This window comes from Rhizobium sp. NLR8a, assembly GCF_019685235.1.
Classification (GTDB): Bacteria; Pseudomonadota; Alphaproteobacteria; order Rhizobiales; family Rhizobiaceae; genus Rhizobium.
Window position 1 is genome coordinate 143,288 of sequence record NZ_JABDWI010000015.1, and the last position, 17,218, is coordinate 160,505.

General features: G+C 61.0%; 14 protein-coding genes and 1 riboswitch. Of the genes, 5 read left to right on the forward strand and 9 right to left on the reverse strand.

Annotated elements, in window-relative coordinates:
- Window positions 1-36: 36 nt before the first annotated feature.
- Window positions 37-399, reverse strand: coding sequence for a hypothetical protein (locus tag HJC04_RS26395; RefSeq protein ID WP_210628298.1), 363 nt, complete (start codon window positions 397-399; stop codon window positions 37-39).
- 162 nt (window positions 400-561) lie between these two features.
- On the opposite strand from HJC04_RS26395, the gene HJC04_RS26400 reads away from it, so the two are divergent.
- Window positions 562-1,167 carry a class I SAM-dependent methyltransferase gene (locus HJC04_RS26400; RefSeq protein WP_210628299.1) on the forward strand — a complete coding sequence of 202 codons (606 nt, stop codon included), beginning with the start codon at window positions 562-564 and terminating at the stop codon, window positions 1,165-1,167.
- A 106-nt stretch (window positions 1,168-1,273) separates the two neighbouring features.
- Here the strand turns inward: HJC04_RS26400 and HJC04_RS26405 are convergent, their stop codons facing one another.
- Window positions 1,274-1,675: a cupin domain-containing protein gene (locus HJC04_RS26405; protein WP_210628300.1), complete on the reverse strand. Its 402-nt coding sequence runs from the start codon at window positions 1,673-1,675 to the stop codon at window positions 1,274-1,276.
- 143 nt (window positions 1,676-1,818) lie between these two features.
- Here HJC04_RS26405 and HJC04_RS26410 point away from each other — a divergent pair, with 143 nt between their 5' ends.
- Window positions 1,819-2,805: an aldo/keto reductase gene (locus HJC04_RS26410; RefSeq protein WP_210628301.1), complete on the forward strand. Its 987-nt coding sequence runs from the start codon at window positions 1,819-1,821 to the stop codon at window positions 2,803-2,805.
- Window positions 2,806-2,876: 71 nt separating this feature from the next.
- On the opposite strand, the gene HJC04_RS26415 is transcribed toward HJC04_RS26410, so the two are convergent.
- The gene (locus tag HJC04_RS26415; protein WP_210628302.1) at window positions 2,877-3,866 is read right to left on the reverse strand and encodes a zinc-dependent alcohol dehydrogenase family protein; all 990 of its coding nucleotides are present in this window, start codon (window positions 3,864-3,866) and stop codon (window positions 2,877-2,879) included.
- Window positions 3,867-3,970: 104 nt separating this feature from the next.
- On the opposite strand from HJC04_RS26415, the gene HJC04_RS26420 reads away from it, so the two are divergent.
- A complete protein-coding gene (locus HJC04_RS26420; RefSeq protein WP_221147474.1) occupies window positions 3,971-4,870 on the forward strand; it encodes a LysR family transcriptional regulator in 900 nt (299 codons plus the stop codon).
- An 84-nt stretch (window positions 4,871-4,954) separates the two neighbouring features.
- On the opposite strand, the gene HJC04_RS26425 is transcribed toward HJC04_RS26420, so the two are convergent.
- From HJC04_RS26425 to clpP, 6 genes are all read right to left on the reverse strand, one after another.
- Complete coding sequence (locus HJC04_RS26425; protein WP_221147475.1) at window positions 4,955-7,153, reverse strand: esterase-like activity of phytase family protein; 2,199 nt, start codon at window positions 7,151-7,153, stop codon at window positions 4,955-4,957.
- Between the two features lie 95 nt (window positions 7,154-7,248).
- The gene (locus tag HJC04_RS26430) at window positions 7,249-8,148 is read right to left on the reverse strand and encodes a DMT family transporter (RefSeq protein WP_221147476.1); all 900 of its coding nucleotides are present in this window, start codon (window positions 8,146-8,148) and stop codon (window positions 7,249-7,251) included.
- Between the two features lie 193 nt (window positions 8,149-8,341).
- Window positions 8,342-8,493, reverse strand: a riboswitch (FMN riboswitch).
- Between the two features lie 117 nt (window positions 8,494-8,610).
- Window positions 8,611-8,886, reverse strand: coding sequence for a DNA-binding protein HupB (gene hupB / locus HJC04_RS26435; RefSeq protein WP_003558438.1), 276 nt, complete (start codon window positions 8,884-8,886; stop codon window positions 8,611-8,613).
- A gap of 206 nt (window positions 8,887-9,092) precedes the next feature.
- Entirely contained in the window at window positions 9,093-11,510 is a 2,418-nt protein-coding gene (gene lon / locus HJC04_RS26440; protein WP_210628306.1) for an endopeptidase La, read from the reverse strand.
- Window positions 11,511-11,908: 398 nt separating this feature from the next.
- Window positions 11,909-13,186 (reverse strand): ATP-dependent Clp protease ATP-binding subunit ClpX, encoded by a 1,278-nt coding sequence (gene clpX / locus HJC04_RS26445; RefSeq protein WP_004680013.1) that lies wholly within the window; start codon window positions 13,184-13,186, stop codon window positions 11,909-11,911.
- 301 nt (window positions 13,187-13,487) lie between these two features.
- The gene (clpP, locus tag HJC04_RS26450; protein ID WP_038688182.1) at window positions 13,488-14,117 is read right to left on the reverse strand and encodes an ATP-dependent Clp endopeptidase proteolytic subunit ClpP; all 630 of its coding nucleotides are present in this window, start codon (window positions 14,115-14,117) and stop codon (window positions 13,488-13,490) included.
- Window positions 14,118-14,336: 219 nt separating this feature from the next.
- Between clpP and HJC04_RS26455 the strand changes: the two genes are divergently transcribed.
- Together HJC04_RS26455 and HJC04_RS26460 are read left to right on the forward strand one after the other, a co-directional pair.
- Window positions 14,337-15,764, forward strand: a complete 1,428-nt coding sequence (locus HJC04_RS26455; protein ID WP_210628307.1) for a GGDEF domain-containing protein — start codon at window positions 14,337-14,339, stop codon at window positions 15,762-15,764.
- Window positions 15,765-15,913: 149 nt separating this feature from the next.
- Window positions 15,914-17,158 carry a cytochrome P450 gene (locus HJC04_RS26460; protein ID WP_210628308.1) on the forward strand — a complete coding sequence of 415 codons (1,245 nt, stop codon included), beginning with the start codon at window positions 15,914-15,916 and terminating at the stop codon, window positions 17,156-17,158.
- Window positions 17,159-17,218 lie beyond the last annotated feature (60 nt).

Consider the following 17,218-nt stretch of genomic DNA (forward strand, 5'->3'; position numbering starts at 1 on the left):
CCCCGGCGTCGCCGTTGGCAACCCCGGGGCAACCGATCAGGCAGGTGAGGTTTCCCTTACGTCATCGAGCAGGAAATGCACGACGAGGTAATCCGTCTTGTAGTGGCGGCCGCTGTCCGAGACGGATTCGACGCTGCCGCCATCCTTTGGATGCCAGGGATGATAATGAGGGTTGGTGGTGATGAGCGTGATGGCCTTGCCGGCGAACGGCCCCTCGCCCAATCGGAAGCGCATCTCGGCGAGCGGCCAGATTCGCTCGTAATCTTCCATGGCGATGCGCGCCTTCAGCGCCTTCCGGTGCAGCGGCTCGCCGGCGCCTGCTTCTGCGGATGATTCCAGCATCACTTCTTCGGCATCGGCAATGATGGCATTGAACTCTTCGGGCCACATCCGTCTCATGAAGTCGCTCCTCCCAGGGCTCTTTCGTCATTCACAGGCGAAACTTAACGCTTTGTCCGAAAGAAGCAAATTCTTGTCATGCCGTTGTCATCGGCGTCGGCTGGTCCTACGTTCCCTCGAACCGCACCAGGGCCGTCAGCCGCCCCAATCCCGAGATCAGAGATGAAGACACGTGAAGAAAGGCAGGCGCTGCGGGCGAGCATGCCGCGCACCCCGCTCAGCGCCCATCATATGGAAAACGCCCGGCTGCTGCCGGATCGCGGCGAACTGCTCTACCGGATCCCGAATGGCGGCATCGGCGTCGAAGTGGGTGCAGCCTTCGGCGAATATACGGCGGAGATCCTGGAAAAGAATCGCCCCGCCCAGCTTTATCTCATCGATCCCTGGTCGATGGATCGCTACAGCTCCGGGCTCGACGCGATTCACACGAATTTCGCAGCCGAGATCGGCGCCGGCCGGCTGCACCTGATGCAAGGCACATCGCTCGACAAGCTCGCCGAATTCGCGGATGACTTCCTCGACTGGGCCTATATCGACACCGACCATTCGTTCGAGCTCACCTGGCAGGAGCTCTTGCTCTGCGAGAAGAAGGTGAAGCGGACAGGACGCATTGCCGGTCATGATTTCTGCACCGGCAACACGGTCAAACCGATCGTCTACGGTGTCGTCGAGGCGGTTACCAAATTCTGCAAGGATTATGGCTGGCAATTCGAATTCCTGACGGTCGAATCACACGCGCATTTTTCCTATTGCCTGAAGCGCCTCTGATCCGTCTAAAGCGCGGCGCGATCTTCAGATTCGCTTGGCCCGCGCTTTAGTCTTTTTTGCGCATGTCTTTATCGCAAAACCGCTGCACACTTTTGCGAGACATGCTTTACGCCTTGCCGGAATATTGATCGTCGCTGACCTTTTCCATCCAGTCGACATGACTGCCGTCCAATGCCTCGTGGATAGCGATGTGCGTCATTGCCGTGTCCGGGCCGGCGCCGTGCCAGTGTTTTTCGCGCGGCGCAAACCAGACGGTGTCGCCGGCGCGGATTTCGCGAATCTCCTCGCCCCAGCTCTGGGCGAGGCCCTTGCCTGAGGTGACGACCAGCGTCTGGCCGAGCGGATGCGTGTGCCAAGCCGTGCGGGCGCCCGGTTCGAAGGTGACGGAGGTTGCCCTCACCCGGGCCGGCGCCGGCGGCTCGATCAGCGGATCCTGGCGAACATTGCCGGTAAAGTAGTCGGCCGGCGGTTTCGTTGAAGGGCGAGAGCCAGCGGGTTTAATCTCCATGATCGTTCCTTTCCGTCCATTGCGGTTGAAGCCTTGTCTCCGGACGATATTTGATCGAGGCGACCGATCAAGGCCGGATTGGCAATTGCCGCACAGTTGCCCGCCTGATAGGCGAGTGCCTTTCATAACCTGGGGAGATGTTCATGAAACACCATGCTTTTGGCCGCACGCCCTTCACCGTCACCAATGTCGGCTTCGGCGCCTGGCAGATCGGCGGCTCCTGGGGCGATATCAGCGAGGCGGATGGGCGCGCGGCGCTGAATGCCGCGCTCGATGCCGGCATGACGTTCATCGACACGGCGGATGTTTACGGCGACGGCCGCTCGGAAAAGATCATTGCCGATGTCTTGAAGGCACGCGGCGGCGAGCGCCCGATGGTCGCGACCAAGGCAGGCCGCCGCCTCACCCCGCATGTCGCGGAAGGCTATACCAGGGCCAATCTCGAGGGCTTTATCGATCGCAGCCTGGAGAATCTTGCGGTTGACTGTCTCGACCTCGTGCAGTTGCACTGCCCGCCGCGCGAGGTGCTTTACCAGCCTGAGGTCTTCGAGAGCCTGGACACGCTGCAGAAGGCCGGCAAGATCAAGGGCTATGGCGTCAGCGTCGAAAAGGTCGAGGACGGGCTGAAGGCGATCGAATATCCCGGCGTCGTCAGTATTCAGATCATCTACAATATCTTCCGCCAGCGCCCCGCCCATCTGTTTTTCCAGGAAGCACGCCGCAGGAACGTGGCGATCATCGCCCGCGTGCCGCTGGCAAGCGGCCTTCTCTCCGGCAAGATCACCCGGCTTACACATTTCGCCAGCGACGACCACCGCAATTTCAATCGCCATGGTGAGGCCTTCGATGTCGGCGAGACTTTTGCAGGCGTTCCCTTCGAGGTCGGACTGCAGGCGGTCGAGGAAGTGCGCAAGCTGGTGCCAGCCGGCGCCACTATGGCTGGCTTCGCGCTGCGTTGGGTCCTGATGGCTGAAGCGGTCACCGTCGTCATCCCCGGCGCCCGCAATGCCGAACAGGCCAAGGCAAACGCGGCCGCCGCCGACCTCGCGCCGCTTTCGGCCGATGTCATGGCGGCGACGCGTGAAATCTACGAGCGGCTGATCGCACCGCATGTGCATCAGCGCTGGTAAGCTCTGACGGGCCGTTCTAGCCCGCCCGGCCACTTGGCCGGGCCTGAGACATCATCCCAAGAAGGACCGGATCAGACCGTCACGACAATCTTGCCGAACTGCTCGTTCGATTCCAAGAAGCGGTGCGCTTCGACGATCTGTTCGAAAGGGAATGTCCTTGATATGACAGGTTCCAGGGCGCCGGACGCGAGCCCTTCGTAGATAAAGGTCTTTGCAGCCTGCAGCCGCGCCGGGTCGCGGAGAATCTCATGGACGAGATAACCGCGTAGCGTCAGGCCTTTGCCGAGCACCGCAGGGAGCGGAAACGGCGTCGGCTCCTGGTTCAATCCGCCATATTCGATGAAAATGCCGCCCGATGACATTGCCGCGCTCAGCGGTTCGAAAATGGGGCCGGCGACAGCATCGAAGACGACCCGAACGCCATCCCGGCCGGCGACGGCCTTCAGCTTCATTTCCAGATCTTCCTCCTGTGAAGCGAGGACATGCGCAGCACCGGCATCGTGCAATGCCTTACGCTTGCGGGAGGTCCTGGTAATCGCAATCGGCATCGCACCGACCTTGTTGGCAATCTGGATCGCAGCAAGACCCACGCTGCTCGAGGCCGCGGTAACGGCGACGAAATCACCTTTGCTCAACCCGGCAGTGTCGATGAGTGCGCCGTAGGCCGTCAAAAACGGCATCCAGACGGCAGCGGCCGCCTCCCAGGACAGCGTCGGCGGATGCCTGACGACAAATTCGGCGGGAAAATTTATGAGTTCCCCATAAGCCGGCCACTGGACCATGGAGATGGGCGGGATGATGCTAACACGGTCGCCCGGCACAAAACCATCCACACCCTCGCCCACCGCCTCGACGATACCGGCCGCTTCGAGGCCGAGGCCAGAAGGCAGCGGCGCGGTTTCGATATAGGCGCCTGACCGCAACAAAGCTTCAGCGCGATTGATGCCCAGCGCCTTGACACGGATCTGAACCAACCCCGGCTGGGGCGCGGGAATCACTACATCTTCGATGCGGAGAACCTCGGGGCCGCCAAGCTCATGAAAGCGGATTACGCGTGGCATTCGATATCAACTCCAAAATGATTGAACCGAATGATCTATGCCAAGCCGCCTCCAGAAGATAAATTGGCCCGGAGGTAAGACAGAAGAAACCAAGAGTTTGCAATATGGATCGTCTCACCAGCATGGCCGTCTTCGTGAAGACCGTCGATCTGGGCTCATTCGCAGCGGCCGCCGCGGCTCTTGGCCTGTCCGGACCGATGGTCGGCAAGCATATCCGCTTTCTCGAGGAGCGCTTGGGTGTGAGCCTCATCAACCGGACGACGCGGCGCCAGAGCCCGACGGAATTCGGACGCGCCTATTACGAGCGCTGCCGGATGATCCTTGCGGAGACCGAGGCTGCGGATGCGCTTGCAGTCGACCATCTTTCCGAACCCTGCGGAAGGCTGCGCGTCACTATGCCCGTTCATTTCGGTCGGCGCTGCGTGGTCCCGATCCTAATCGAACTCGCTCAGCGGCATCCGAATCTCGAACTTGATCTATCGCTCAGCGATCCTGTCGTCGACCTCGCGGAGGGCGGCTACGATCTCGCGATCCGCACCGGCGAGTTGGAGGATAGATTGGGCGTCATTGCGCGCCGTGTCGCGCGCCAGCGCATGGTGGTCTGCGCCTCGCCGGCCTATCTCGATGACCACGGCAGGCCTGAACAGCTCAAGGATCTCGGCGGGCACGATGCTATCGTCTATGCCCGCTCCGCCCGGTTCCGTCCGTGGCTTTTTCCACGCGGCGACGAGCCACCGATTGAAATCAGGCCCAAGAGCCGTTTGAGGCTCGATGATCTCGATGCCATTGCCGATGCGGCAACGGCAGGCATGGGGCTCGCCTGGCTGCCCTCCTGGCTTATCCGGGACCGTGTGCAGGCAGGGATGCTGGTGGTGGTCCTGCCGGACGAGCCGGAATTCCCGTATGATTGTCATGCGCTGTGGCTGCAGACATCGCACCTGCCGCTCAGGACTCGTCTTGCGGTCGACGCATTGGCGGCTGCCTTGCCCAAATTCATGACGTAGGCCATCGGCCGTTCAGGGGCGAATCGGCCAAAAGAAAAAGGCCGGGAGCAAAACCCGGCCTTTAAGTTCGATGGGAACGCGAACTCAGTTCGTGGCGGTCAGGTTGACCGGGAAGAACAGGGTTTCCCCGGACGAGTCGCTCACACCGTCATTATCGGTGACAGCGTAAGGCTTGCCCGATGCGTCGAAGGTGAAGCCTTCGAGCTTGTCGAGCACATAGCCGTTGGTCGCCGTCTTCAGTTCGCCGAGGAAATCGTGCGCTTCGGTCTTCTTCACGACCGGCAGTTCGCCCCCGAGCTTGGCCGGCTTCAGTTCCGAGATCGCCACCTTGTAAAGCTTCTTCAGCCTGGCGGCGTCGCCGACGAGGTTGTCGCGCTCGATGATGTAAACGCTATCGCCGTGGGCGGAGATCTCAGACAGACCGACCCAGCCGCTTTCCGTCTTGTCGAGCGGATAGCGCACGGCGCCCCATTCCTTCTTCTTCGGATTGTATGAGACGAGCTTGACGAAGCCCTTCTCGTCGTCACCCCACTCGCGCTGGACGGCCATCCAGAGCGTGGCATCGTCGCCGGTGCCGACAATGGTCACACCCTCGAAGCCGTAGCGGATCTCGTTGGCGGCGAGTTCCCTAGGCAGGGCGATCTCGGCCTTGATGTCGCCCTTGGCATTGACGTTGTAGAGGGCCTGCGGGACGAGGCGTTCGCTGTTTCCTTCCGAGGCAAGCCAGAAGGAGCCGTCGGCCGCCGCCGCGATGCCTTCGATGTCGAGCTTCTGGGCTGGAGCGCCGTCACGCTTGACGACGAGCGCGTCGATGATGACGGCCGGCTTCTTGGTTGCGTCGATCGTGTAGATCGTCGGCTGCGAGCCCAGAGCGCTGTCGCTGACGGCGTAGAGCATGCCCGGTTTGCCGGGAACGGCGGCGAGACCCGAAAGCGCTGCGAAACCGATCGGAGTGCCTTCCTTGTCGGCGGAGACGATCTGCGGATAGGCTTGGTCGCCTTCCGCACGCTCATAGATCATTACGTGCGAGCGCACCCCGCCGTCCTTGCCGAGATCGAGTTCATTGGCGGTCGCAAAGAGGTTACGCTGCGGGATGGCGACCCCGCCTTCCGGCGAAATGCCCGACGGCAGAAGCTGCATGAGTTCGGGGTCGGCGCCGGTATCCTTATAGACGCCAACGACCGAGGCGCGCTCGGCAAGCAGGAAGAAATATTGGTCGTCGCCGAACTTGGCAGCTTCAAGGCCTTCCGGCTCGACGCCCTTCGATCCCGAACGGCTTTCGGGGTAATGGCCGATATGGGCGACGGCGCGTTCAAAGGAAGCGCCCGATTCATAGAGAACCTTGCCCGCCTTGTCGAAGATGGTGAAGCCGCGCGAGCCGCCCTGGTAATCGCCTTCATTGGCGATGACGAGGCGGTTGTCGTCCAGCCACTTCACGGCATCAGGCTCGCGCAGGACGCCCTTCGATTCGCTCGAGAATTTCAGGGCGCCGTCGCGTTTGGTGTCGATGCCTGAGAGATCAACGCTGCCGGCGGAGAAGTGGGCCTTCACCTGAGCCGTGTTGGCATCGATGATGACGATCTCGTTGTTTTCCTGCAGCGTCAGCGCAATCTCGTTCTGCCCGTTGAAGGCAACGAATTCCGGCTCCGGGTCTTCAGGGGCGACACCGCCAAGGCCGGTCAGCGCCACATGCCTGATGGTGCCGCAATCGACGGTGCCGTTCTTGACCTGGAAAACGGCGAGGTCGCCCGCCGGCATCTGCGGGATCTTGCCGTCATTGACGTCTTCGTCGCGCTCGTTTTCGATCGCGATGGCACCGAGCGTCTTGTCCTTGTTGAGGGCGATGGAATCCGGCTGGCCGCCGAGATCGCAGGTGTTCTCGATCTTCTTTGTCGCTACGTCGACGATTGCGAGGCGGCCGGAGGGCCTGGCCTTGCTTTCGGAGGTATTGACGGCAACCAGCGCCTTGCCGGCACTCGAGGTGACCGATGTCGGCTCGCCATCCATCATCAGCGCGCCGCCGGCCCTTGGAACCCTGGCGTCGGTGATGTCGATGAAGCCGATCGCACCGAACGGGCTGTCGCTATAGATCAGGGTGTTGCCGTCGTCGGTCGCGGTGATGATTTCTGCGGATGTCGGCGACAGCTTGTCCTTGTCACCAGGCAGGTTCTGAGCGACCGGGAAAGAGGCGATGCGGTTGAAAACCGGCTCGGCCGCAGCCGGGAAGGCCACGGATGCGAGAAGCACGGCAGCGAGCGCTGCCTTGCGGGATGAAACTGTCATGGAAACCCCCAATGTCCAAAAAGATCGAACAGAGGGGTTTTGCGGGACCGCTATGACAGAGACATGACAGCCCCCAAAATTTCAGAGGGTCGGCGTCAGGCTGCCTGTTTTTCCCGACGCATCTCGTTCCTCATGATGAAGAGCGACGCGGAAAGAATGAGTGCAGCGCCCAGCCACAGATAGCCGGCGGGCGCATAGCCGAAGAACAGCCAGCCGGCGAGCACGTTGAGCGGCAGCTTCAGGTCATCGAAGGGCTGGACATAGGCGGCGTCGGCGCTGGCATAGGCAAGGGTCAGCAGATACTGCGCCACGACCGTCAGGAGGCCTGCCAGAAGGAAGAGCGCGAGTGTCGTGCCTGGCGGCACTGCGAAGCCCGCAGCAAGCGCCAGACCGCCGTTGATCGGCGTCAGCAGCACCAACAACCAGACGATGATGGTCTCCGGCCTCTCGATACCGGTCAGGCTCTTGGTGATGAGCGACGAGGCACCCCAGAGCAGTGCCGAGAGTACCGGCAGGAGCGCTGCCCAGGTGAAGCTGTCCGACCATGGCTGGAGGATGATCATGGCGCCGGCAAAGCCGACACCGGTCGCTGCCCAGCGGGCCGCGCCGACGCGCTCACCGAGGAACAGGCGGGCACCGAGAATGATGAAGAAGGGTGAGGTCATGACCAGCGCGATCGCCTGCCAGATCGGCACTGAGGCAAGACCGGAAACCCAGGCCTCGACGCCGAGCGCGGCAAAGACGACGCGCACGACGTGCCGCCAGGGATAGTTCGTACGCATAGCCGCAAGGCCGGATTTGCGCAGGAAGGGCAAGCAGAAGAGGAAGGCGAAGGCATATTGCCAGAAAGCAGCAGAGGCTGGCGGAAAGGCGAGCTTCATGGTCAGCCATTGGGTGACGACGTTGAGCAGCGAGAAAGCGACGCCTCCAAGCACCATGAAAGCAGCGCCAGCAAAGGCGCGGGAACGCTGCATTGTAAGGGAATTCTGATTCATGTCTTCCACCCAGAACTACAGCGCCGCGCGTCTTTCCAGACGCGCAAAGGACGCTGTAGCGCTTTTAATTGCTGCATAATTTCATCCTCAAATCGATTCCGATTTAGGGAATTATGCAGGCGACCAACATAAATCAGGACGCATGAGGCGACGGCGCGCAGACGCCGGCAGTCCCCTGCCCGCTCGCGGCCATGCTCATTCTCTTTCATCCGGACTATACCGTCGGCTCCGGAATCGCACCGGATCTGCTGACCCTTCCCCGGCCAAAGCCTCGGAAGGCGCTCGCGGGCTCGGGCCGCAGCCCTTACCGCCGGTGGGGACTTTCACCCCGCCCTGAGAACAGCACCGTTCGTAAAACAAAGCGCTGCCTGCGGCAAGCGGCAAAACAAAAAGGGGTCCGGCGCGCCGAACCCCTCGAAATCCTGCTCAACCGTTCTCGTTTACGGCCGGCGGACGATCAAATCAGCCGTTGACGGCGTCCTTCAGGCCCTTGCCGGGCGTGAACTTCGGAACGTTGCGAGCCGGGATATCGACTTCAGCGCCGGTCGACGGGTTACGGCCCTTCGTTGCAGCGCGATGAGAAACGGTGAAGCTGCCGAAACCAGCGAGGCGGATGTCGCCCTTGTTCTTGAGTTCGGCCTGGACAACGTCAAAAACCGCGTCAACAGCGGAAGCCGCGTCAGACTTCGTCAGTCCTGCCTTTTCGGCGACTGCGGACACGAGTTCATTCTTGTTCATGTTTCCACCCCTTTCTAAATGGTATGAAACGACTCAAATCTAAGCTAGGCGCAGATTAGGTTTCATCAGGCCCGCCGGGAACCCAAAAGCCCTGCAAATCAAGGAAAAGCAAGCGTCTCCATGACGTTTTCACAAAAAAGGCTGGCGTTTCCGCCAGCCTTTTTGCGTCTTTTGCGCCAATAGGGCACAAATGTGGCAAATGCCACTCAATGCGCTATGGTTGCGCCCGTGTCATCGAGGCCTTCGACCGAAGTGATGACGGGCGTTTCCACCGTCCCATCCCACTCGATCGGCTCCGGCCGCCGGATCAGCGCGTGCTTGATCACCTCGCCCATCCGCGAGACCGGAATGATCTCCATGTTGTTCTTCACATTGTCCGGAATCTCCGCCAGGTCCTTGGCGTTCTCCTCCGGAATCAGCACCTTCTTGATGCCGCCGCGAAGCGCTGCTAGCAGCTTTTCCTTGAGGCCGCCGATCGGCAGCACACGGCCGCGGAGGGTGATTTCACCGGTCATGGCCACATGCTTGTTGACCGGGATGCCGGTCATGATCGAGACAATGGCGGTTGCCATGGCGACACCGGCCGACGGGCCATCCTTCGGCGTCGCCCCTTCCGGCACGTGCACGTGGATGTCGTTCTTTTCGAACATAGGCGGTTCGATGCCGAAATCGACAGCGCGCGAGCGGACATAGGAGGCCGCCGCCGAGATCGATTCCTTCATGACGTCCTTCAGATTGCCGGTAACCGTCATGCGGCCCTTGCCCGGCATCATCACACCTTCGATGGTCAGCAGCTCGCCGCCGACTTCCGTCCAGGCAAGACCGGTCACGACGCCGACCTGATCCTCGCCCTCGGCCTCGCCATGGCGGAAGCGCGGGACGCCGAGATAGTCGGCGATGTTGGCGGCCGTCACGTGAACGGACTTCGTCTTGCCCTTGATGATCTCGGTGACCGCCTTGCGGGCGAGCTTCATCAATTCGCGTTCGAAGCTACGGACACCTGCTTCGCGGGTATACTGCTGGCTGATTGCCATCAGGGCATCGTCGCTGACCGAGAATTCTTCCGGCTGCAACGCATGTTCCTTGATGGCCTTCGGCAACAGGTGCCGCTTGGCGATCTCGCGCTTTTCATCCTCGGTGTAGCCGGCGATACGGATGATTTCCATGCGGTCCATCAGCGGCGCCGGAATGTTCAGCGTATTCGCCGTCGTGATGAACATCACGTCGGAGAGGTCGTATTCGACTTCCAGGTAATGGTCCATGAAGGTCGAGTTCTGCGCCGGATCGAGCACTTCGAGCAGGGCCGAGGACGGATCGCCGCGGAAGTCCATGCCCATCTTGTCGATTTCATCGAGCAGGAAGAGCGGGTTGGACTTCTTCGCTTTCTTCATCGACTGGATGACCTTGCCGGGCATCGAGCCGATATAGGTGCGGCGGTGACCGCGGATTTCGGCTTCGTCGCGAACGCCGCCGAGCGCCATGCGGACATACTCACGGCCGGTCGCCTTGGCGATCGACTGGGCCAGCGAGGTCTTGCCGACGCCCGGAGGGCCGACGAGGCAGAGGATCGGGCCTTTGATCTTGGTGGCACGCGCCTGCACGGCCAGATATTCGACGATGCGCTCCTTGACCTTGTCGAGACCGAAGTGATCGGCTTCGAGGATCTTCTCGGCATTGTTGAGGTCGGCCTTGATCTTCGACTTCTTGCCCCACGGGATGCCGAGCAGCCAATCGAGATAATTGCGCACGACGGTGGCTTCCGCCGACATCGGGCTCATCTGGCGCAGCTTCTTCAGCTCCGCCTCGGCCTTTTCACGGGCTTCCTTGGACAACTTGGTCTTGGCGATGCGCTCTTCCAGTTCGCTCATCTCGTCGCGGCCTTCCTCGCCGTCACCGAGCTCCTTCTGGATCGCCTTCATCTGCTCATTGAGGTAGTATTCGCGCTGGGTCTTCTCCATCTGGCGCTTGACGCGCGAGCGGATGCGCTTTTCGACCTGCAGGACCGAGATCTCGCCTTCCATGAAGCCGAGAGCCTTTTCGAGACGCTGCTTGACGCTGGTCGTCTCCAGCATCTCCTGCTTCTCGGTGATCTTGATCGACAGATGCGAGGCGACCGTATCGGCGAGCTTGGAATAGTCGTCGATCTGGCTGGCGGCGCCGACCACTTCGGGCGAAATTTTCTTGTTGAGCTTCACATAGCTTTCGAATTCGGAGACGACCGAGCGCGACAACGCTTCCAGCTCGACCGGATCGTCATGGGGCTCCTCGAGCACATGGCCGAGCGCCTCGTAGAAATCCTCGCGGCTGGTATAGGTGTCGATCTCGGCGCGAGCGCGGCCTTCGACGAGAACCTTGACGGTGCCGTCGGGCAGCTTCAGGAGCTGCAGCACGTTGGCCACCGTGCCGACATTGTGAATCGCCGAAGGGTCCGGATCATCGTCGCTGGCGTTGATCTGCGTCACCAGCATGATCTGCTTGTCCGAGCCCATGACTTCTTCGAGCGCACGGATCGATTTTTCCCGTCCGACGAACAGCGGCACGATCATATGCGGGAACACCACGATGTCGCGCAAAGGCAAAACAGGGTAGGCGGTGCTGCTCGCTACAGACGTTTTCTTCGTCATTTTTTTGTCCTTTCCATCGTCCCGTTACCGGGCTCTCTGCACGGCCGCTTGGGACCGGCCGGCTCTCACTTGGCTCTACAAGTGGAGGTTCTGACTACGCTTTTCAAGCCACGCTAACGCCCGCGTTCCCCGGACGTGACAGCTTTATTACAACGGAACGCCAACACTATGAAGCGCGTGGCTGGACCGGCGCTTACCACTTCCGACCAGGCTAAAATACAACGTCGGCAACAGGCTTACGAGATCATCGCATCATTGCCAAGCATCACCCTTGCACAACATCGGCAAAGGCATATCCGGTCCCCACTGCAAATACTAACAGCGCCTCGCATGGTTTTTCAAATAGAAAGGGGCCCGCCAATGGCAAGCCCCCAAAAGAATCGTGCGAAAGTCCAAGGTCACGCCGACGCGTTGGCCTTTTCTTCCTGGCGATCGGCATAGATGTAAAGCGGACGGGCCGAACCGCGCACCACTTCCTCGGAGATGACGACCTCGCGCACGCCTTCCAGCGTCGGCAGTTCGAACATCGTGTCGAGCAGGATCTTCTCCATGATCGAGCGAAGGCCGCGGGCACCGGTTTTGCGCACAATCGCCTTGCGGGCGATTTCGCGCAGCGCGTCCTCGTGGAAGGTCAGTTCGACGTCTTCCATCTCGAACAGGCGCTGATACTGCTTGATCAGCGCGTTCTTCGGCTCGGACAGGATCTGGATCAGCGCATCCTCGTCGAGATCCTCGAGCGTCGCCAGAACCGGCAGACGGCCGATGAATTCCGGGATGAGGCCGAACTTGACCAGATCTTCCGGCTCCAGTTCGCGCAGGACTTCGCCGACGCGGCGGTCGTCCTGGGCCTTGACGGTCGCGCCGAAGCCGATCGAGGTCTTCTCGCCACGGGCGGAGATGATCTTGTCGAGACCGGCGAAAGCGCCGCCGCAGATGAATAGGATGTTCGTCGTGTCGACCTGCAGGAATTCCTGCTGCGGGTGCTTGCGGCCGCCCTGCGGCGGGACGGAAGCGACCGTGCCTTCCATGATCTTCAGAAGCGCCTGCTGGACGCCCTCGCCCGAGACGTCGCGGGTGATCGACGGATTGTCGGACTTGCGCGAAATCTTGTCGACTTCGTCGATGTAGACGATGCCGCGCTGGGCGCGCTCGACATTGTAGTCGGCCGCCTGCAGGAGCTTCAAGATGATGTTTTCGACGTCCTCACCGACATAGCCGGCTTCCGTCAGCGTCGTCGCATCGGCCATCGTGAAGGGAACGTCGATGATGCGGGCCAGGGTCTGGGCAAGATAGGTCTTGCCGCAGCCGGTCGGTCCGACCAGCATGATGTTCGACTTCGCCAGCTCGACTTCGCCGTTCTTGGAGGCGTGCGCCAGGCGCTTGTAATGGTTGTGAACGGCAACCGACAGGATCTTCTTCGCCTGGCGCTGGCCTATGACATATTCGTCGAGGACCTTGATGATGTCCTGGGGCGTCGGAACGCCGTCGCGGGACTTGACCATCGAGGACTTGTTTTCCTCGCGGATGATGTCCATGCACAATTCGACGCATTCATCGCAGATGAAGACGGTCGGTCCGGCAATCAGTTTCCGGACTTCGTGCTGGCTCTTTCCGCAGAACGAACAATAGAGGGTGTTCTTGGAGTCGCCGCCGTTGCTGCCGCTGACCTTGCTCATATCATTTTCCTTCCAGCACGCCGCATTTCAAGGCGAAATCGCGGTCCACTCTATCAGCTCCTGGCGGCACTCCGTTTCCGGAGCCTTTGCCGAGAAGGGCTTCAGGGGCTACGAACCGGTCCCAATCAACCATGTTCGGGTTCCGGCGGCAACGAATCCCCTTCGAATGCCAAATGCTATGTCATAAAAATTCAACATAGCATTAATAGTTACTATTAGCGTCTTCGCCGCCAGATGAAAGCCTTGTTCGATCACAAATGAGATAGAACTGTGGCGGCAAAAACACCATCCCAATTAATTACTAGGCCTGCTCGCCTTCCATCTCGAGGCGCGACGTCAAAACCTTGTCGATCACGCCCCAGCCCTGGGCCTCGTCCGCATCCATGAAATGGTCACGATCGAGGGTCTTTTCAACTTCCTCGTAGCTGCGGCCGGTGTGCTTGACGTAGACTTCGTTCAGGCGGCGCTTCATCTTGAGGATGTCGCGGGCGTGGCGCTCGATGTCCGAGGCCTGGCCCTGGAAGCCGCCCGAGGGCTGATGAACCATGATGCGGGAATTCGGGGTGGCGAAGCGCATGTCCTTATGGCCGGCCGCCAACAGCAGCGAACCCATGGACGCCGCCTGGCCGATGCAGAGCGTCGACACAGCAGGTTTGATGAACTGCATCGTGTCGTAGATCGCCATGCCGGCGGTGACGACGCCACCGGGAGAATTGATGTAGAGAGCGATTTCCTTCTTCGGGTTTTCGGCCTCGAGGAAAAGCAACTGGGCGCAGACGAGCGTCGCCATGTGATCCTCGACGGCGCCGGTCAGGAAGATGATGCGTTCCTTCAACAGGCGGGAATAGATGTCGTAGGAGCGTTCACCGCGGTTGGTCTGTTCCACGACCATCGGCACGAGGGCCATTGCGGTATCAACTGGGTTTCTCATGTGCGTCCTTTGTCAACGTCATGCCGGCAGGCCGGGAATCAAAGAAAATGTCTTATCCCTACATAGAGTGTCCCTGCCCTCCTCTTCAAGACACGCATTGGGATAACGTTAAGAAGGAGGGCAAGGCCGCAGGGCTTCGACGCCGGCAGCCTCTTTCTCGCAAACGCCTGTTGGCCGCGAGCCCTCGATGTCGACTCCCCGGCTTTTCTCCATGACAGGATGAAGGAAAGGTTACTCCATTCGACAGCGCTCATGCACGTTTACTCAACGGAAAGCCTATCGCCAGATACCGGCCGAAAATCATGCCGCAGTGCAGCGACATTAAGGAACTGGCGAGCTTCCTCCGCAAGGATGCGGGCCAACAGACAGGTCGACGGGCAAGGGGTTGCTGCCGTGTTCAATATCGCTACGGGTCTCGCCATCTGGTGTTCGGAGGCCATGACGCTCGCTTTGGTGCTTTTCGTCGCCTGGCGCCACAATGTCAGGAACGAAGCCTATCTCTATTGGGGCCTCGGCTTCTTTCTGACCGCCATCGGCTTTGCGATGATCTCGCTGCGCAGCGAAATCCCCAGCCTGCTTTCCATCGAGGTGGGCAATGCCATCGCGCTGCTCGGCCAGAGCGCCTGGGTGGCGGGCTTTCTGGCGCTCGACCGCAAAAAGATCGAATGGTGGGCTCTGCTGCCGCCGGCAATCTGGCTTGCCGGGGTCTTTTTGCCCTGGGTCAACACCGATTATTCCAACCGCGTCGTGCTCTATAATCTCGCTTCTGCGACGGGTGCCACGGCATTGGCCATGGCGGTCGCCGCCGGCGACATGCGCCGCGAGCGCACCCGCATCAAGCTGATGGGGGTGTTCGTTATCCAGGGCTGCCTGTGTTTCGGCTCGGCGCTGACGATGGCGGTGACGCTGCCAAGCGATATCGAGGCGACCAATCTCGGCGGTGTCTCCGCCATGGCAAGCGCCTTCTTGCTCACCATCGCCTTCGCGCTCACTTGCCGACTGGTCATGGAACGCTCCGAACGGCATCTACGCGCGATGACGCTGACCGATTCCCTGACCGGCGTGCTCAACCGTCGTGGCCTGCTCGGCTATTTCGAGTCCATCCAGGAGAGAGCTCATAGCGAGCAGCGGCAGGTCGCGGTGATCCTTTTCGACCTCGATCATTTCAAGCGCGTCAACGACCGCTTCGGCCATCAGTCCGGCGACGCCGTGCTCACCGCCTTCGCTCGCATGGCCCGGCAATATATTCCAAACAACATCTTCGGCCGCATGGGCGGCGAGGAATTCGCCGCCTTCGCGAGCGTCACAGACCAGACGGAAGCCGAGGCGATCGCCGAAGCGATCCGCACCGAATTCTGCCGCCTTCCCGTCAGCACTGGCGAAGCGATCGTTCCGGTCACGGTCAGCATTGGCGTCGCCCTCGCCTCCTCGATCGACGCCAATATCGACAAGCTGATCTCGGCCGCCGACCGAGCCCTCTATGCGGCCAAAGCCGCCGGCCGCAATTGCACGGTCACCTTCGGCGAAGAGGAAGCGGCGGCCCCGGCGCCGGCCACGCCGAGCACCACCGCCGGCGAACTCGTGCCGACGGTCGACGACCAGGTCGAGGCGCTGCGGCGCATGGGCGCCCTGTCACGGGCCAGTTAGCCGTAAGTCAAAAAAAGCAGAATCAATCCCCGGGCTTAGACACAGATCTTAAAGCCGTTGGCGCATTCAGATCGGGCGCTCCTGGTTCCGTGTCCAACACGCCTCTCCACATCTTTTCGAGGGCCGGTAAATCCGCTAAGCCTCGGTTCATGACGTTACCGCCCTTCCTTTCGATCGACCCTGCCCTCCGCCATGTCTCGCTGGACGCCCGCAATCCGGCCTTCTACGGCAACCCGAATGCCGTTTACGCCGCGCTCCACGCCCATTGTCCGACCTTCTACTGGACCGAGCAGAAACAGTGGTTCTTCACCGGCTACGACCATGTGAACGCGCTGCTGCGCGACCGCCGCTTCGGCCGGCAGATCCTGCATATCGCCAGCCGCGAGGAACTCGGCCTTGCCGAGCCGATGGCGCATCTTGAAAGTTTCGATCTCTCGGAACGTTATTCCCTGCTCGAGCTCGAACCACCCGAGCACACGCGGCTGCGCACGCTCGTCAATCGCGCCTTCGTCTCCCGCCATGTCGAGAAGATGAAGCCGGAGCTTGTCGAGCTTGCCAACCGGCTGATCGACGGCTTCGCGCAGAAGGGCGAGGTCGAGCTGCTCTCGGCCTTTGCCGACATCATCCCGGTGACGATGATCGCGCGGATGATCGGCATCCCGGAGGAGATGGGGCCGCAACTGCTCGCCTGGTCGCATGCCTATGTGCGCATGTACATGTTCGGCCGCACGCGCCGGCAAGAAGAAGAGGCCGAACGGGCCGCCAGAGAATTTTCCGACTATGTCAGAGTAGTGATCGCTGAACGCCGGGCCGAGCCGCGCGATGACCTGCTGACCCACATGATCCACACGGAGCACAAGGGTCAGTACCTCACCGAGGAGGAGCTCATTTCAACGACGATCGTGCTGCTCAATGCCGGCCATGAAGCGACCGTGCACCAGATCGGCAACTCCGTACACACCATCCTCGACAGCGGCTGCGATCCGGCAGAACTCTTCCGGGATGAAGCGGCGACGGAGCGCACCGTCGAGGAAACCCTGCGTATCTGCGCGCCCGTCCACATCTTCCAGCGCTGGGCGCTCGAGCCCGCTGAGATCGACGGCGTTTCCTTCAGGCGCGGCGACAAGGTAAGCCTCATCCTCGCCGCCGCCAATCTCGACCCGGCGAAATTCACCGACCCCCTCGCCTTCCGGCCAGACCGAAACGAGGCGCCGAACCTCTCCTTCGGCGCCGGCATCCATTTCTGCATCGGCGCACCGCTGGCTCGGCTGGAGCTCAACGTCGTCCTGCCGATCCTGTTCGAACGGCTTTCCGGCCTCAGGCTGGCGAAGACGCCCGTCGTCAAGGACGTCTATCATTTTCACGGGCTCGACCGGCTGGATCTCCGGTGGTGATCGGCACCGGTCGGCAGATCAGCGGAAGCTCTGCGCGGCGTGCTTGTGCGATCTCGCGGC

Coding starts and splice junctions, on each gene's coding strand:
- HJC04_RS26395 (WP_210628298.1), bottom strand. CDS start 399: ATGAGACGGATGTGGCCCGAAGAGTTCAATGCCATCATTGCCGATGCC.
- HJC04_RS26400 (WP_210628299.1), top strand. CDS start 562: ATGAAGACACGTGAAGAAAGGCAGGCGCTGCGGGCGAGCATGCCGCGC.
- HJC04_RS26405 (WP_210628300.1), bottom strand. CDS start 1,675: ATGGAGATTAAACCCGCTGGCTCTCGCCCTTCAACGAAACCGCCGGCC.
- HJC04_RS26410 (WP_210628301.1), top strand. CDS start 1,819: ATGAAACACCATGCTTTTGGCCGCACGCCCTTCACCGTCACCAATGTC.
- HJC04_RS26415 (WP_210628302.1), bottom strand. CDS start 3,866: ATGCCACGCGTAATCCGCTTTCATGAGCTTGGCGGCCCCGAGGTTCTC.
- HJC04_RS26420 (WP_221147474.1), top strand. CDS start 3,971: ATGGATCGTCTCACCAGCATGGCCGTCTTCGTGAAGACCGTCGATCTG.
- HJC04_RS26425 (WP_221147475.1), bottom strand. CDS start 7,153: ATGACAGTTTCATCCCGCAAGGCAGCGCTCGCTGCCGTGCTTCTCGCA.
- HJC04_RS26430 (WP_221147476.1), bottom strand. CDS start 8,148: ATGAATCAGAATTCCCTTACAATGCAGCGTTCCCGCGCCTTTGCTGGC.
- hupB (WP_003558438.1), bottom strand. CDS start 8,886: ATGAACAAGAATGAACTCGTGTCCGCAGTCGCCGAAAAGGCAGGACTG.
- lon (WP_210628306.1), bottom strand. CDS start 11,510: ATGACGAAGAAAACGTCTGTAGCGAGCAGCACCGCCTACCCTGTTTTG.
- clpX (WP_004680013.1), bottom strand. CDS start 13,186: ATGAGCAAGGTCAGCGGCAGCAACGGCGGCGACTCCAAGAACACCCTC.
- clpP (WP_038688182.1), bottom strand. CDS start 14,117: ATGAGAAACCCAGTTGATACCGCAATGGCCCTCGTGCCGATGGTCGTG.
- HJC04_RS26455 (WP_210628307.1), top strand. CDS start 14,337: ATGAAGGAAAGGTTACTCCATTCGACAGCGCTCATGCACGTTTACTCA.
- HJC04_RS26460 (WP_210628308.1), top strand. CDS start 15,914: ATGACGTTACCGCCCTTCCTTTCGATCGACCCTGCCCTCCGCCATGTC.